Here is a 14,467-nt window from a genome sequence, read left to right on the forward strand (position 1 = left end):
TCAAGTTGTGCGGACAGGGCTGATGCTCGCCGTCATGAGTTGGTCTGGCATGTCCACCAAGAAAGACGTGGCAAGGTCGGAGACAACCTCTGCGAGACGATCGGCCCACCGGGGAAGTAGGACTTCAACAAACCATCAACGATAAGAAGGGGAAGTCCGCGCAAATCGCGCTACGTCTGTCCGGGGGGACAGACGTAGCGGCTTCTTTACGCGTGCGCGCGGACGCAAACGTATGTCTACGCCATTGTTCCAGCGCCGCCGCGGGCGGCTTCAGTTTGTCTCCATTGCGCTTGTTGCTTCGCCATTCGCCCTGTTCGGGGCGCTCGCGCATGCAGACTGCACCACCACCGGGCAGACCACCGTCTGCGATAGCGCGGCACCCAATCCAACTACATCCACCATCGGCGCCGGCAACGTGGCGGCGGAAGACAACCGCGTGGTGACGGTGCAGACCGGCAGCACGGTCGCAGTGGGCGACACCAGTGCGATTGCCGTGCGCGACAACGCCAACATCACGGTGCAATCGGGCGCCACCGTCAGCGCAAACGCGGTGTCGACGTCCGGCTTTTATGGCACGGGCGGCAACGCAATCGACTTCCGCAACAACAGCACGCTGACGGTGCAGCAGGGCGGCCAGGTGCTGGCCAACGGCACACAGCTCAGCGGGGAAGCCGTCAACCCGGAAGGCACGGGCAACACCATCGTCAACAACGGCCTGATCAAATCGGCGCACGGGGCCGCCATCTGGTTCCAGAACACCACCGGCGGCAACACGGTCGTCAACAACGCCACGGGCACGATCCAGACCGACGTGGCCAACGGCAACGTGATGGGCGCATCGGGCAACGGGTCGGTGGATTTCACCAACCGCGGCAAGGTGGTCGGCAATCTGATCTTTGCAGGCGGCAACGATGCGCTGCACCTGTACACCGGCTCGTCGGTGAGCGGCAGCATCAGCGGCGGCGGTGGCGCGAACGTCATCACACTGAACGGCACGGACAGCGCAACGCTGGGCACCATCACGAACTTCCAGACCCTGCGCAAGCAGGACAGCGGCACGTGGACGCTGTCCAAAACGCTCGCCAGCATGGGCGTAACCAACGCGCAAGTGCAGCAGGGCACGCTGATCGTGCAAGGCAACAACAGCGCCTACACCGGGACGATGCAAGTAGACGCCGGCGGCACGCTGCAAGGCGATGCACTGAGCGTGACGAAGGCCGTGACGAACAATGGCCTGGTGCGCTTCCAGCAGGATGTAGATGGCAGCTATGCGGGCCAGATCGTCGGCGCAGGTGCGCTGGAAAAAACCGGCACGGGCACGCTCACGCTGGCGGCCGGCAATACGTACAGCGGGGGCACGACCATCACGCAAGGCACGCTCGCCATCGGTGCGGACAGTGCATTGGGCGGCGCCGCGGGCGCACTCACGCTCAATGGCGGCACGCTGCAACTGACCGGCAACGTGGACGTGGCCGGCACGCGCGCGGTCAGCATCACCAACGCCAACGGCACGATCGATACGCAGGGCTTCACGTCGACCGTGAGTCAGGGCATTTCAGGTGCCGGCGCGCTGACCAAGGCCGGCAGCGGCACGCTGGTGCTGGCGGGCGACAACACGTACCAGGGCGGCACCACCATCGCCGCCGGCACGTTGCAGCTGGGCAATGGTGGCGCGTCGGGCAGCGTCGCGGGCGATGTCGTGAATAACGGCACGCTCGCCTTCAATCGCTCCGATACGTACACGTATGACGGACAGATCTCCGGCACGGGCGCGGTCAACCAGAGCGGCACCGGCACAACGGTCTTGACGAACGATCACACCTATTCGGGCGGCACGACCATCTCGGCCGGCTCGCTGCAACTCGGCAACGGCGGCACGTCGGGTTCGATCACGGGCAATGTCGTGGACAACGGCACGCTGGTGTTCAACCGTTCCGACGTGTTCACGTTTGGCGGCACCGTCGCTGGCACGGGCGGCATCACGCAGGCCGGTACAGGCACGACCGTGCTGACCGCCAACAACGCCATCCAGGGCAATACCGTGGTTGCCAGCGGGGCGCTCGCCATCGGCGACGCGGCGCATGCCGGCGCAACGCTCGGCGTATCGGGCTCCACCGGGCCGCAGAGCCTGCGCACGATGGCGGCCGGCGGCAGCACGGTGCAGATTGCCGCCAACGCCACGCTGGGCGGCTACGGCACCGTGAACGGCGCTGTCACCAACAACGGCACGGTGGCCGTGGCCGATGCGCTGGCCGCGTTTGCCAACACGGGCAGCGGCAGCCTGACGATCAACGGTGCGCTGAGCAACGCCGGTACGGTGCAGATCGGTGGCGCGGGCGTCGGCAACAAGCTGGTGGTCAACGGCAACTATGTCAGCAACGGTGGCGTGCTGGCCATCAACACCAAGCTGGGCGCCGACAACTCGCCGACCGACAAGCTCGTCATCTCGGGCGGCACGGCCAGCGGCAATACGGCGGTGCGCGTGACCAACGCCGGCGGCGCGGGCGCGCGAACCACGGGCGATGGCATTGAAGTCGTCAGCGCCATCAACGGCGCAACCACGCAGGCCAATGCCTTTGCGCTCGCCAACCGCGTCGTGGCCGGCCCGTATGAGTACACGCTGCAACGCGGTGGCTCCGCCAGCGCCGACAGCTGGTATCTGCGCACCCTGCAAACCTCAACCCAGGGCACCGGCGGCGGCACAACCGGCACGGGTACGGGCACAGGCACTACGCAGCCGGCGCTGCGTCCGGAGGTGTCGCTCTACACCGCCATTCCGCAACTGACGCTGCTCTACGGCCGCGCGCTGCTCGATACGCTGCACGAACGCGTGGGGGAGGAGAGTAACCAGGCCGCCGCACCGGCAGGCACCTCACCCGTGCTGCGCACCGGCTGGGCACGCGTGATCGCCCAGAAGGGCAGCCGCATGTCCGATGGCAACGGTGTCTACGGCAACCAGGGCCCTGCGTTCAGCTATGACTTTGGCGGCGTGCAGTTCGGCGCCGACGTCTACCAGCGCCAGCGCGAAGACGGCAGCCACGACCACGCCGGCGGCTACTTCGCCACTGGCCGCATCGCGGCAGATGTCACGCACGCCGATGGCGCAGATGCCGGCCGAGACACCGTCAACGCCAACACGGTCGGCCTGTACTGGACGCACTTCGGCCCGTCGGGCTGGTATCTGGATGGCGTGGTGCAGGGCACGCGCTACGACGCTGATGCGTCCCCGCATGGCGTGAACGGTCTGAAGACGCACGCGCTCGGTTACGCCGCATCGCTGGAGGCGGGCTACCCGATCGCACTGTCGCCGCAATGGCGTGTCGAGCCGCAGGCGCAGCTTGTGTATCAGCGTGCCGCGTTTGCCGATGCCAACGACGGTGCCGCCGATGTGCGCTTCAACTCGGTCAACTCGATGCTCGGCCGTCTGGGCGTGCGTGTGAGCAAGCGCTGGGGCGAATCGCCGGAGTGTCAGCACACCGCGTGGGTGCGCGCCAACGTGTGGCACGAGTTCCGCGGCCAGACGGGCACGCAGATGTCGTCGCCGGACGGCGGCTTCGTGCCGTTCACCGCGCAACTGCCGAGCACCACGCTGGAGTTGACGGGTGGCCTGACGGCGCAGGTGGCGAAGAACGGCGTGTTCTATGCCAGCGTTGGCTATCAGGTCAGCGCGGACCGTCGCCTGCATGGGGTGAATGGCAAGGCGGGGGTGCGTTGGGGATGGTGATGGAACATCGCTGTTTCTGCGCGTGAAAGAAAAAGAGCCGCTTCATGCGGCTCTTTTTTCATGATCGACCTCGCGCGCTTACGCCGCGTGATCCCCACCTTCCTGCGCCTCACGCTCTTCGCGTTCCTCGCGCTCTTCACGGGGCAGGGTCAGCATGCCGGTGTTGTAGACGTACTCATACACCTCACCGTAGCGGCCCCATTCGATGCCGATTTTGAGCACGCGCTCGGCTTCTTCGGGCTTCAGGTACGCCTCCAGCTCGCGCAGTACGTGCTCTTCGCGGATCTCGCCGTCTTCGTTGGCTTCCAGCTCGGCGCGGATGTGCGCGGCCAGGGCCACGCGCTCCAGCAGCTTCTGGCCGAACAGCACCTTGCGCTCGGGCGGTTCGGTTTCCATGTAGGTCTTGCCGAACGGCGTGACGATGATGTCACCGCGCTCGATGGTGGCCAGTTGCAGCAGGGACAGCGCTTCGCACGCGGGCAGCAGGTCGTCGTCGGTCACGCCGGCTTCTTCTGCCAGGTGCGGCAGGTCGGCGCGGCCGTTGAACGGCGCTTCGACCAGCAAGTCCAGAATGGCCTCCATCTGGCCGATCTCGGCGTCGGGCAGGCGGTAGGCAAGCTGCTCGGCGGCGGGCTCCACGCCCAGATGCACGCCCACGCGCTGCGGCGAGGTCATCAACCCATAGACCTCGTCGATGAGGTTGCGCACGGCGGCGGAATCGCGGTTGCGCGGGCGCGGGAACGGCACGCGCACCTCGGCGCGGATGCGCCCCGGATCGCTCGACAGGATCACGATGCGGTCCGCCATCATCACCGCCTCTTCGATGTTGTGCGAAACGATGAGGATGCTCTTGATGTTGGTGCGGCGGTCTTCCCACAGGTCGAGCATTTCGTCGCGCAGGTTCTCGCCGGTCAGCACGTCGAGCGCGGAGAACGCTTCGTCCATCAGCAGGAGGTCAGGCTCGGTGACGAGCGCGCGCGCAATGCCCACGCGCTGGCGCATGCCGCCCGACAGTTCGCGCGGCAGGGCGCTGTTGAAGCCCGACAGGCCGATCAGGTCGATGGCCTGTTCGGCGCGCTCTTCGCGCTCGGCCTTGGGCACGCCTTGCGCTTCCAGGCCCAGCTCCACGTTCTGCTGCACCGTCAGCCACGGAAACAGCGCGAACGACTGGAACACCATCGCAATGCCCTGCACGGGGCCGGTGTACTCGCGGCCGCGAAACAGCACCTGGCCGCGATCGGCCCGCACGAGGCCCGCCATGATGCGCAGCAACGTCGATTTGCCCGAGCCTGATTTGCCCAGCATGGCGACGATCTCGCCCTGGCGCAGGTTGAGGTCCACGCCTTCGAGCACGGCACGGTCGGTGTGGTCTGCGGTGCGGAAGATCTTCGAGACGCCGCGCAGCTCCATGACGCTTTCAGCGTTCTGGCTATGGGTGCTGGTGGTAACCATGTGTGTTCTCAGCTAAATAAGTCGTCTTAGAACATGCTCAAGATCCGTAGCGAGCGCCCCGAGGTTGGCCCGAGACGCGCAGCCGTACATGAGTACGGCGAGCATCGCAGGGTCAAGATCGGGGTGCGCAGTAGGATCATGAGCATGTTCTTACAGGCGGGTGCGCTCTTGCGCTATGTCGTAGAGGCGGTTCCACAGCAGCCGGTTGAAGCCGACCACGAACAGGCTCATCACGGCAATCCCGAGTGCAATGCGCGGGAAGTCGCCCTTGGCCGTCATCTCGGCGATGTAGCTGCCCAGGCCCGTCGCCACGAGCGTGCGGTCGCCCCAGGACACATATTCGGACACGATGCTGGCGTTCCACGAGCCGCCGGCGGCCGTCACCAGGCCGGTCAGCAAGTTGGGGAACACGGCGGGGATGAGGAAGCGCTTCCACAGCAGCCAGCCGCGCAGGCCGAAGTTGCGGGCGGCCAGTTTGAGTTCGGTCGGGATGGCCGACGCGCCGGCAATCACGTTGAAGAGGATGTACCACTGCGTGCCGAAAATCATCAGCGGGCTCAACCAGATTTCAGGGTTGAGCGCGAAGCGCGCGATGAGCATCACCGCCAGCGGGAACATCAGGTTGGCCGGGAACGCCGCGAGGAACTGCGCCACTGGCTGCGCGATGCGCGCCACGTTCGGGTTCAGGCCGATGCGGATGCCGATCGGCACCCACACGAGGGCCGCCAGCGCAATCAGCAGGATCACGCGCACCATGGTCAGGAAGCCGAGCCAGAAGACGTGGCCGACCTCGGCCCAGCCCACCTCGGAGCGTACGAATTGCAGCACGTGCGCCACCGCCATCAGCGCGGCCAGGATGATGACGACATCGGCGATGCGGTGCGACCACGGGAAGCGCGGCAGGAATCCGTTGCCGGGGGCGGCGGTGGGCCGCGTACGCTCGGCCCCCCAGGACAGCGTGCGTTCGGCCAGGGCGGCGGTGCGCTCCAGCAGCGCCTTGACCCACTCGGAGCGGCGCAGCAAGTCCAGCAGCCACGATTGCGGCTCGCGCTCCGACGACATCGAGTCGAAGCGGAAGCGGTCTGCCCAGGCAATCAGCGGGCGGAACAGCAGTTGGTCGTACAGGATGATGCCGATCAGCATGGCCAGGATGGCCCAGCCGATGGCGGGCAGGTTTTGCTGCTGGATCGCCAGGGAAATGTACGAGCCGATGCCCGGCAGCTTGATGTCGTGGCCTGATACCGAGATGGCCTCCGACGCCACCACGAAGAACCAGCCGCCCGACATCGACATCATCATGTTCCACAGCAGGCCCGGCATGGCGAACGGCACTTCCAGGCGCCAGAAGCGCTGCCACTTCGACAGGCGGAACACCGTGGCCGCCTCTTCCAGGTCGGTCGGGATGGTGCGGAACGATTGGTACAACGAGAACGCCATGTTCCACGCCTGTGACGTGAAGATGGCGAAGATGGCCGCGCATTCCACGCCGACGAGGTTGCCCGGGAACAGCGCGATGAAGCCCGTAACCGTGATCGACAGGAAACCCAGCACCGGAATCGATTGCAGGATGTCGAGCGCCGGCACCATCACCTTTTCGGCCGTGCGGTTCTTGGACGCAATGGCGGCAAACGCAAACGAGAACGCCAGCGACGCGCCCAGCGCCAGCAGCATGCGGATGCTGGTCCGCAACAGGTAATAGGGCAGTTCAATGACGTCGAGGCTGACGTCCAGATGTTCGCCCGGCGTGTAGGGCACGTTCATCTGCTTGGCGGCGTAGGCCACGAGCACGATGGCGGCCAGGATGATCGGCAGCAGGGCCAGGTCAAACCGGTTGGGCGGCGCCGTCAGCAGATTGCCGAAGTTGACGCCAAGGTTGGTACCGAAGGTGGTACCCAAGCGGCCCCGGATGGTGGTTTCGTTGTCGTTCTGCTGCATCTTGGATAACCGGGACGGAAACCGCGGACGAAATTCGGGCGCCTCAAGGCCTGGGGCCGAGGCGCAATACATGGCATGGCGTACTACGGGGCTGGGCGCAGTGCTTTGCGCAAGCGTTGCTTGGCACCCGGCGGCAAGCCGCCTAGTTTACCTTGCGTAACGTCAGAGCCCGCCGCGCGGTTGTCAGTCTGACGACGTCACATTCCAGAAATGTGACAGAGATGCGACAGCGCCGGCTTGTCATGTTTTACCCAACACATCACCTGCCGTTTGCTTCGGAGGCCCGCCATGTCCGCCATTGCGCAAGTGATCGTTACCGTACAGGGCCGCGTGCAGGGTGTCGGCTACCGCGCCGCGTGTGCCGACCACGCCCGCCTGCTCGGCCTGCGCGGCTGGGTACGCAACCGCCGCGATGGGGCGGTCGAAGCGTTCCTGGCCGGCCCCGAGGCCAACGTGCTCAGCATGCGCGAATGGATGTGGGAAGGGCCGGACAGCGCGCACGTGACGCAGCTGGACGTCGCCACGGGCGACCATGAGGCGCCGGGGCCCGGCTTCGAGATCCGCCCCACCGTGTAATGTCCGGCAATCAACGGACACGGATTCGACACGAAACCGTCACCTAGTGCACAAGCTCGACTCCTAGAATCGGTCACCCAGCCCCCTTCCTGGTGACCCGTCATGTCGCATCCCCTCTCCGTCCAGCCCGGGGCCGTGCCCGGGCGCTTCCGCAACGTTGGTATTGCAGCCTTCCTGCTGATGCTGGCGGGTGGCGCCGCCTACGTGGTGAGCCATCTGGTGACCGATCTGGAGGGCGTGTCCACCCGCTCGGCGTTGCCGTTCGTGCTGCTAGGCATTGCGCTGCTGATCGCGCTCGGCTTCGAGTTCGTCAACGGGTTTCATGACACGGCGAATGCGGTGGCCACGGTCATCTACACGCATTCGCTGTCGCCGCACCTGGCGGTGGTGTGGTCGGGCGTGTGGAATTTTGCAGGCGTGATGGTGTCCAGCGGGGCCGTAGCCTTCGGCATCCTGCAACTGCTGCCGGTGGAGCTGATCCTGCAGGTGGGCAGCCACTCGGGCTTTGCGATGGTGTTTGCGCTGCTGATCGCGGCCATCATCTGGAACCTGGCGACGTGGTATCTGGGGCTGCCGTCTTCCAGCTCGCACACGCTCATCGGTTCGATCATCGGCGTGGGCCTGATGAACCAGCTCCTGCACGGCGCGAACGGCACCAGTGGCGTGGACTGGAGCCAGGCGCTGGGCGTGGGCAAGTCGCTGCTGTTTTCGCCCATCATCGGCTTTCTGCTGGCAGGGCTGCTGCTGTGGGTGCTGAAGGCCGCGGTGCGCGTGCCCGCCCTCTATGCCGAGCCTGAGGGCAACCAGCCGCCGCCGTTCTGGATCCGCGCGCTGCTCATCCTCACGTGCACGGGCGTGTCGTTCGCGCACGGCTCCAACGACGGGCAGAAGGGCATGGGCCTGATCATGCTGATCCTGATCGGCACGGTGCCCACCGTCTACGCGCTCAACCGCGCCGTCACCCCGGCCGAGACGCAGACCTTCCTGGCGGTGTCGCATCAGACTGCCGCCACCTTCGGCAAGTACACCAACGGGGTGGCGCCGTCGGCCAATCCGCGCGCCGATGTGGAGGCCTATGTGCAGAAGCGCGTGCTGACGCCGGCTACGCTGCCGGCCGTGCAGGCGTTGACGAACAGCATCGCCGCGCAGGTCGGCGAGACGGGCTCGATTGCCGCCGTGCCGCAGAACGAAGTGGATAACGTGCGCAACAACATGTACCTGGCGTCCGAGGCCATCCGCCTGCTCAAGAAGAGCGGCCAGCCCGCCATTGCCAAGGACGACCAGGCCATCATCGACAACTACAAGCAGCAGCTCGACCACTCCACGAAGTTCATCCCCACGTGGGTGAAGGTGGCCGTGGCGATTGCGCTGGGCCTGGGCACGATGGTGGGCTGGAAGCGCATCGTCATCACTGTGGGCGAGAAGATCGGCAAGCAGCACCTGACGTACGGGCAGGGCGCGTCGGCCGAACTGGTGGCGATGGTGACGATCGGCGCGGCCGATGCATATGGCCTGCCGGTATCGACCACGCATGTGCTGTCGTCCGGCGTGGCGGGCACGATGGCGGCCAACGGCTCGGGGCTGCAGTGGAATACCGTGCGCAGCCTGCTGCTGGCCTGGGTGCTGACGCTGCCCGCATCGATCGTGCTGGCGGGCGGCTTGTACTGGCTGTTCCGCGCGATCTTCTGAATATCTGAACGCGCGCATTGAACGAAAAAGGGCGGCCGCGCAGGCCGCCCTTTTTTTGTTTCTCCGATGGCGTTGCCGCCGGTTCAGTACACGTTCGGCACGATCATGTCTTCGGGCACCGGATGGCGGATGTACTCCGCGTGGTGCACGCGCTCGGGCAGCAGCACCGGCGGATGCGGCACCGGGTGGTAAGGCACCTGCCCCAGCAGATGGTGGATGCAGTTCAGGCGCGCGCGCTTCTTGTCGTCGGCCAGCACCACCCACCACGGCGATTCGGGAATGTGCGAGCGCTCGAGCATCGCCTCCTTGGCCTGCGTATAGGCTTCCCAGCGGCGGCGGCTCTCCAGGTCCATCGGGCTCAGCTTCCACTGCTTGAGCGGATCGTCGATGCGGCTCTGGAACCGCACCTCCTGCTCTTCGTCCGTAACCGAGAACCAGTACTTGACGATCTGGATGCCCGAGCGCACGAGCATCTTTTCGAACTCGGGCACGGAGCGGAAGAACTCTTCGTATTCCTCGTCGGTGCAAAAGCCCATCACGCGTTCGACGCCGGCGCGGTTGTACCAGCTGCGATCGAACAGGACGATCTCGCCGGCGGCGGGCAGATGCGCTACGTAGCGCTGGAAATACCACTGCGTGCGTTCGCGGTTGGTGGGCGCCGGCAGCGCGGCCACGCGGCACACGCGCGGGTTCAGCCGCTGCGTGATGCGCTTGATGGCGCCGCCCTTGCCGGCGGCATCGCGCCCTTCGAAGATCACCACCAGCCGGTGGCCAGTCTCGATCACCCAGTCCTGCAGCTTGACGAGTTCGCCTTGCAGGCGGAACAGCTCGCGGAAGTACATGCGCCGCGTTTCGCGCGCTTCCTCGCTGATGCCCTCGCCGCCGCCGAGCAGGTGGTCGTCGATTTCCATCTCCAGCTCCTCGTCCAGCGTGTCGAGGAGGTCTTCCTGCAGGCGCGCCTGCCGCGCTGCGTCGCGTTCGCTCATGGTGTGTTGCTCCTGCCGATCTTGCCGAGAGTGCCGAGAGGGGCGCTGCGCACGGACAGCGCAGTGCAAGTCTAAGCCCGACTAGGTAGCACGGGCATGTGGCAGGGGAGTGACATGTGGGCGTCACGCCGCCCGAAGGCTCAACTGGATTCGCCTTCCAGCATGAACTTGGCGCCGTCGTCCTGGCCGAGCAGGCGCACCAGCGTGGGCATGGCTTCCTGCAGCTGCGCCTTGAGCGTCCACGGCGGGTTGACGATGAACATGCCGCTGCCGTGCAGGCCCAGGCCACCCTCGACCGGATGCTTGACCGTGAGCGTGACGTGCAGCCAGTCCGCCGGTCGCAACTGCTTCAGGCGGGAGGGAAACTGCGCGGCTTCACGCCGCTGCACGAGCGGATACCAGATCGCATACATGCCGGTGGCAAAGCGCTGCAGGCTGTCTTGCAGGGCCTGCACGGTGCGGGCGTAGTCCTGCTTGTCTTCGAAGGACGGATCGATCAGCACCAGCGCACGGCGCGGCGGCGGCGGCAGGATCGCCTTGATGCCGGCAAAGCCGTCGCCGTCGTACAGCATGACCTTGCGGCCGGCACCGCGGAAGTTGTTGGACAGCACCTTGATTTCGGAGCTGTGCAGCTCGAACAGGCGCAGGCGATCGGCGTCGCGCAGCATCTGCCACGCCAGCCACGGCGATCCGGGGTAGTGCCGGAGTTCGCCGTTCGGGTTCAGTTCGCGCACCTGGTCGAGGTACGCATCGAGCAACGGCGGCAGCGTTTCACCGCCTTCGGCCGCGCGCCACAAGGGGCCGATGCCCGTGTCGAACTCGGCCTTCTTCTGCGCCCATTCGTGGTCCAGCGCGTAGAGGCCGGCACCGGCGTGCGTGTCGATGTACCAGAACGGCTTGTCCTTCTGCGTGAGGTAATCGAGCATCTGCACAAGCACGGCGTGCTTGAGGACATCGGCGTGATTGCCGGCGTGGAAGGCGTGACGGTAACTGAGCATCGGCGGGCCATGTGCGCCCGGAGTATCAGACGCGGGCAGAGAAAACGGTAGGCGCGAATCCTACCACCGCGCGGGATGCGTCCCCAGCGGCACGCTGGGCAGCGCCCAGTGCGGCGGCGTGTCGGAAAGCTGCCCCGCGTGGCGCAGCGCCGTGAGCGCGCCAAAACCAGACGGCGACGTTTCCAGATACGCACCGATCTCTTCATAGCGCGGGTCGGCCGCATCGAACCCGTTGGCCATGCGTCCGAAGCTGCGCAGCCAATGCGCCGTCTGCGCGAGCGACACACGCACGTGCCAGCTGCCGCCCTCCGTCATGCGCCGTGCCAGCGCCGTCATCGCGCCAGCCGCCATCAGATAGCCGGCGCCGTGGTCCAGCGCCTGTGCGGGCAGCGGACGCGGCTTGGCCTCACCGGCGGCTTGCGCTTCGGCCCAGTTGAAACCGCTGGCGGTCTGCACGAGCGAGTCGAAGCCTCGGCGATTGGCCCACGGTCCGTCATAGCCGTATGCGCACAGGCTGACGTAGACGATGCCGGGGCGCAACGCGGCAACCTGCTCCGGACCAAACTGCAGCGCCGCCAAGCCCCCGGGCCGGTAACCCTGCACGAAGATATCGGCGTCGCGCAGCAGCGTGCGGAGTTGCTGGGCAGCGGCTGCATCGCGCAAGTCGAGTTGCGCGGAGCGCTTGCCGCGCCCGGTGTCGATCACCAGCGGAGGGATGGCGGGCAGATGCGGCCCCGTGACGAGCAGCACATCGGCTCCATGCGCGGCGAGCGTCCGCCCGCAGACGGGCCCGGCAATCACGCGCGTGAGATCAAGCACGCGCACGCCCGAGAGCGGCCGGCCATCAGCGTGCGCCGCCAGCGGCTGCGGTGGCGCATCGCCAATGCGTTCGATCGTCATCAGCGGCTGGCTTGCAACGGCGATGCCTTGCGGGTGCGCGTCCCACTCTTCAAACGTGCGCGCGGCGGTGACGACCATGCCCGCTTGCGCGGCCGCCTCCTCAAAAGCCTCGGCGTTCCATTGGTTCAGCGCGGCGGCCACGGCGGCCCGGTCATACGCGCAGCCGAGCAGCTTCAGCACGCCGTCACGGTGATGCGCAAAGTTGGTGTGCAGGCGCACCCAGCGGCCATCGCCGCAACGGTAGAGCCCCGCGATCTTGTCCCACGGTTCCGGCGGCAACTGGCCGTCGACGCGGAAGTAGCGCTCGGAGCGGAATTCCAGCGCGGCGTGGTGCATGTCGACCGATACGGTTTGCTGCCGCCCGCTGCGCAATGTGTCGACCTGCGCGGCAGCGAGGGCGGCAGCGGCAATGGTGCTCTGCGCCAGCGTGCCCACGGCAAACGACGACGGCAACGCCGGCTCGGCGCCGGTCAGTGCGGCACGCGACAGCACATTGGCCGGCTGGCCGAGCACGGTCCACAAGTGGCTGAGTGCGCTTGTGGGGCTGACAGTCTGCATGGAAGGATCAACCACATCAGCAACGGGTGACGGCATGGCGGGGCTCCGCAAGCAAGGTGCGCCCATTACAGTCCCGCGCGGCCGACAGCGTCAACATTGACTAGACTGATCAACCTCGATTGCCGTCCACTTCATCCGGCCCGATGACCGCCTACCTCAATGCCGCCGAAGCCGCCGAGCGCCTGCGCATCTCGCGCCCCACGCTGTACGCCTATGTGAGCCGCGGGCTGCTCGCGGCGTACCCGTCGCCCGACGGACGCGGCAGCCGCTACCGCGAAGCCGATGTGTCGCGGCTGGCCGATCAGCGTTCCGGCGGACGGCGCCCGCGCCAGGTGGTGCGCCATGCGCTGGACTGGGGACTGCCCGTCATGGAATCGGCCATCACGCTCATCGATCACGGGCAGTTGTTCTACCGCGGCATGCCGGCTCTGGAACTGGCCGAACACGCCACGCTGGAAACCGTTGCGGCGCACCTGTGGCAATGCGAAGAAGCAGCGGCCTTCAACGCGCCCGCGCCGGTGTTGCCGAAAAGTTGGTACGCAGCGCTCACGTCGTTGGCAGACGCGGACATCCGCCAACGCTGTATGGCGCTGTGCGCGCTTGCCTTGCCCGCGCTGGACGAAGCCGCGTGGCGGCAGGACGCTGCACGCACGGCGCGCGATGCCGGTGCGCTGCTGCGCGTCGTATTTGCCGCCATGCTCGGCAGCCAGCCGGAAGCCACACCCGTGCACCTGCAATGCCAGCAGGCATGGAATGTTGACGCGCACGCCGCCGAAGCCATCCGCGTCGCATTGGTGCTGTGCGCCGATCACGAACTCAATGCCTCGAGCTTTGCAGCGCGCGTGGTGGCATCGACCGGCGCCAGCCTGGGCGCCGTGGTCAACGCCGGATTGGCTGCGCTCTCCGGTGGCCGGCATGGAGGCACCACGGCGCGCGTGGAGGCGTTACTGGACGAGCTGGAAGGGGAGCGCTCCGTGGCAACGGCACTGCGCCGCCGGCTGGATCGCGGCGATGCGCTGCCGGGCTTTGGCCACCCGCTGTATCGCCAGGCCGACCCGCGGGCGGAAGCGATCCTGGCGCAGTTGCCGAAGACGGGCGCGGTGCGCAAGCGGCTGCAGACAGTGATGGACGCCGTGGCCGGATTGACCGGCGATGGGCCATCGGTGGATTTCGCGCTGGTGGCCATCCGCCGCGTACTGGGGCTACGGGAAGGTTCAGGCTTTGGCCTGTTTGCCGCGGGGCGAACGGTGGGTTGGATTGCACACGCGCTGGAGCAGCGCGCGGCGGGGCAGTTGATCCGCCCGAGAGCCGCCTATGTGGGGCCGATGCCGGCCGCGCCGGAGGCACCGGCGGGCCGCATCATTCGCGTCAGGTAACGACGCAGGCCGAGGTCAGGCCTGCGGAATCTCGATCTTCACCTCAAGCACTTCCAGGTTGTCCTGGCGCTCGAGGTTGACCTTGATGTCGTCGTTGCCGATCTTCACGTACTTCGAGATCACGGCTACCAACTCGCGTTGCAGCGCGGGCAGGTAGTCGGCGGGCGCACCGCTGGCGGTACGTTCATGGGCGAGGATGATCTGCAGGCGCTCTTTGGCAACGCTTGCAGTCTTCTTCTTCTCGCCGAGCAGGAAAGACAGAATCGACATGGA

At 66.5% G+C, this 14,467-nt stretch carries 10 protein-coding genes; 4 read left to right on the top strand and 6 right to left on the bottom strand.

Annotated elements, in window-relative coordinates; genetic code table 11:
- Window positions 1–232: 232 nt before the first annotated feature.
- Window positions 233–3,724, top strand: coding sequence for an autotransporter outer membrane beta-barrel domain-containing protein (locus N511_RS23830; RefSeq protein ID WP_051530841.1), 3,492 nt, complete (start codon window positions 233–235; stop codon window positions 3,722–3,724).
- Between the two features lie 78 nt (window positions 3,725–3,802).
- Here the strand turns inward: N511_RS23830 and N511_RS0107880 are convergent, their stop codons facing one another.
- Both N511_RS0107880 and N511_RS0107885 read right to left on the bottom strand, forming a co-directional pair.
- A complete protein-coding gene (locus tag N511_RS0107880) occupies window positions 3,803–5,176 on the bottom strand; it encodes an ABC transporter ATP-binding protein (RefSeq protein WP_027678797.1) in 1,374 nt (457 codons plus the stop codon).
- A 150-nt stretch (window positions 5,177–5,326) separates the two neighbouring features.
- The gene (locus tag N511_RS0107885; protein WP_027678798.1) at window positions 5,327–7,111 is read right to left on the bottom strand and encodes an ABC transporter permease; all 1,785 of its coding nucleotides are present in this window, start codon (window positions 7,109–7,111) and stop codon (window positions 5,327–5,329) included.
- Window positions 7,112–7,399: 288 nt separating this feature from the next.
- Here N511_RS0107885 and N511_RS0107890 point away from each other — a divergent pair, with 288 nt between their 5' ends.
- Both N511_RS0107890 and N511_RS0107895 read left to right on the top strand, forming a co-directional pair.
- A complete protein-coding gene (locus tag N511_RS0107890) occupies window positions 7,400–7,687 on the top strand; it encodes an acylphosphatase (RefSeq protein WP_027678799.1) in 288 nt (95 codons plus the stop codon).
- Between the two features lie 102 nt (window positions 7,688–7,789).
- Window positions 7,790–9,376 (top strand): inorganic phosphate transporter, encoded by a 1,587-nt coding sequence (locus N511_RS0107895; protein WP_027678800.1) that lies wholly within the window; start codon window positions 7,790–7,792, stop codon window positions 9,374–9,376.
- Between the two features lie 83 nt (window positions 9,377–9,459).
- Here N511_RS0107895 and ppk2 read toward each other — a convergent pair whose 3' ends face one another.
- From ppk2 to N511_RS0107910, 3 genes are all read right to left on the bottom strand, one after another.
- Window positions 9,460–10,362: a polyphosphate kinase 2 gene (ppk2, locus tag N511_RS0107900; protein WP_027678801.1), complete on the bottom strand. Its 903-nt coding sequence runs from the start codon at window positions 10,360–10,362 to the stop codon at window positions 9,460–9,462.
- Between the two features lie 140 nt (window positions 10,363–10,502).
- A complete protein-coding gene (locus N511_RS0107905) occupies window positions 10,503–11,360 on the bottom strand; it encodes a 23S rRNA (adenine(2030)-N(6))-methyltransferase RlmJ (protein ID WP_027678802.1) in 858 nt (285 codons plus the stop codon).
- A gap of 60 nt (window positions 11,361–11,420) precedes the next feature.
- Window positions 11,421–12,854, bottom strand: coding sequence for a CoA transferase (locus tag N511_RS0107910; protein WP_037026367.1), 1,434 nt, complete (start codon window positions 12,852–12,854; stop codon window positions 11,421–11,423).
- A 107-nt stretch (window positions 12,855–12,961) separates the two neighbouring features.
- Here N511_RS0107910 and N511_RS0107915 point away from each other — a divergent pair, with 107 nt between their 5' ends.
- Window positions 12,962–14,194 carry a citrate synthase family protein gene (locus N511_RS0107915; RefSeq protein ID WP_027678804.1) on the top strand — a complete coding sequence of 411 codons (1,233 nt, stop codon included), beginning with the start codon at window positions 12,962–12,964 and terminating at the stop codon, window positions 14,192–14,194.
- A 15-nt stretch (window positions 14,195–14,209) separates the two neighbouring features.
- On the opposite strand, the gene minE is transcribed toward N511_RS0107915, so the two are convergent.
- Window positions 14,210–14,464: a cell division topological specificity factor MinE gene (minE, locus tag N511_RS0107920; RefSeq protein ID WP_004628536.1), complete on the bottom strand. Its 255-nt coding sequence runs from the start codon at window positions 14,462–14,464 to the stop codon at window positions 14,210–14,212.
- Between the last annotated feature and the right edge of the window lie 3 nt (window positions 14,465–14,467).

This window comes from Ralstonia sp. UNC404CL21Col (genome assembly GCF_000620465.1).
Classification (GTDB): Bacteria; Pseudomonadota; Gammaproteobacteria; order Burkholderiales; family Burkholderiaceae; genus Ralstonia; species Ralstonia flatus.

What these genes read in the sequence shown, in the direction of transcription:
- N511_RS0107910 (WP_037026367.1), bottom strand. Translation starts at nt 12,854, where the DNA reads ATGCCGTCACCCGTTGCTGATGTGGTTGATCCTTCCATGCAGACTGTC.
- ppk2 (WP_027678801.1), bottom strand. Translation starts at nt 10,362, where the DNA reads ATGAGCGAACGCGACGCAGCGCGGCAGGCGCGCCTGCAGGAAGACCTC.
- N511_RS0107890 (WP_027678799.1), top strand. Translation starts at nt 7,400, where the DNA reads ATGTCCGCCATTGCGCAAGTGATCGTTACCGTACAGGGCCGCGTGCAG.
- N511_RS0107880 (WP_027678797.1), bottom strand. Translation starts at nt 5,176, where the DNA reads ATGGTTACCACCAGCACCCATAGCCAGAACGCTGAAAGCGTCATGGAG.
- minE (WP_004628536.1), bottom strand. Translation starts at nt 14,464, where the DNA reads ATGTCGATTCTGTCTTTCCTGCTCGGCGAGAAGAAGAAGACTGCAAGC.
- N511_RS0107895 (WP_027678800.1), top strand. Translation starts at nt 7,790, where the DNA reads ATGTCGCATCCCCTCTCCGTCCAGCCCGGGGCCGTGCCCGGGCGCTTC.
- N511_RS0107885 (WP_027678798.1), bottom strand. Translation starts at nt 7,111, where the DNA reads ATGCAGCAGAACGACAACGAAACCACCATCCGGGGCCGCTTGGGTACC.
- N511_RS0107905 (WP_027678802.1), bottom strand. Translation starts at nt 11,360, where the DNA reads ATGCTCAGTTACCGTCACGCCTTCCACGCCGGCAATCACGCCGATGTC.
- N511_RS23830 (WP_051530841.1), top strand. Translation starts at nt 233, where the DNA reads ATGTCTACGCCATTGTTCCAGCGCCGCCGCGGGCGGCTTCAGTTTGTC.
- N511_RS0107915 (WP_027678804.1), top strand. Translation starts at nt 12,962, where the DNA reads ATGACCGCCTACCTCAATGCCGCCGAAGCCGCCGAGCGCCTGCGCATC.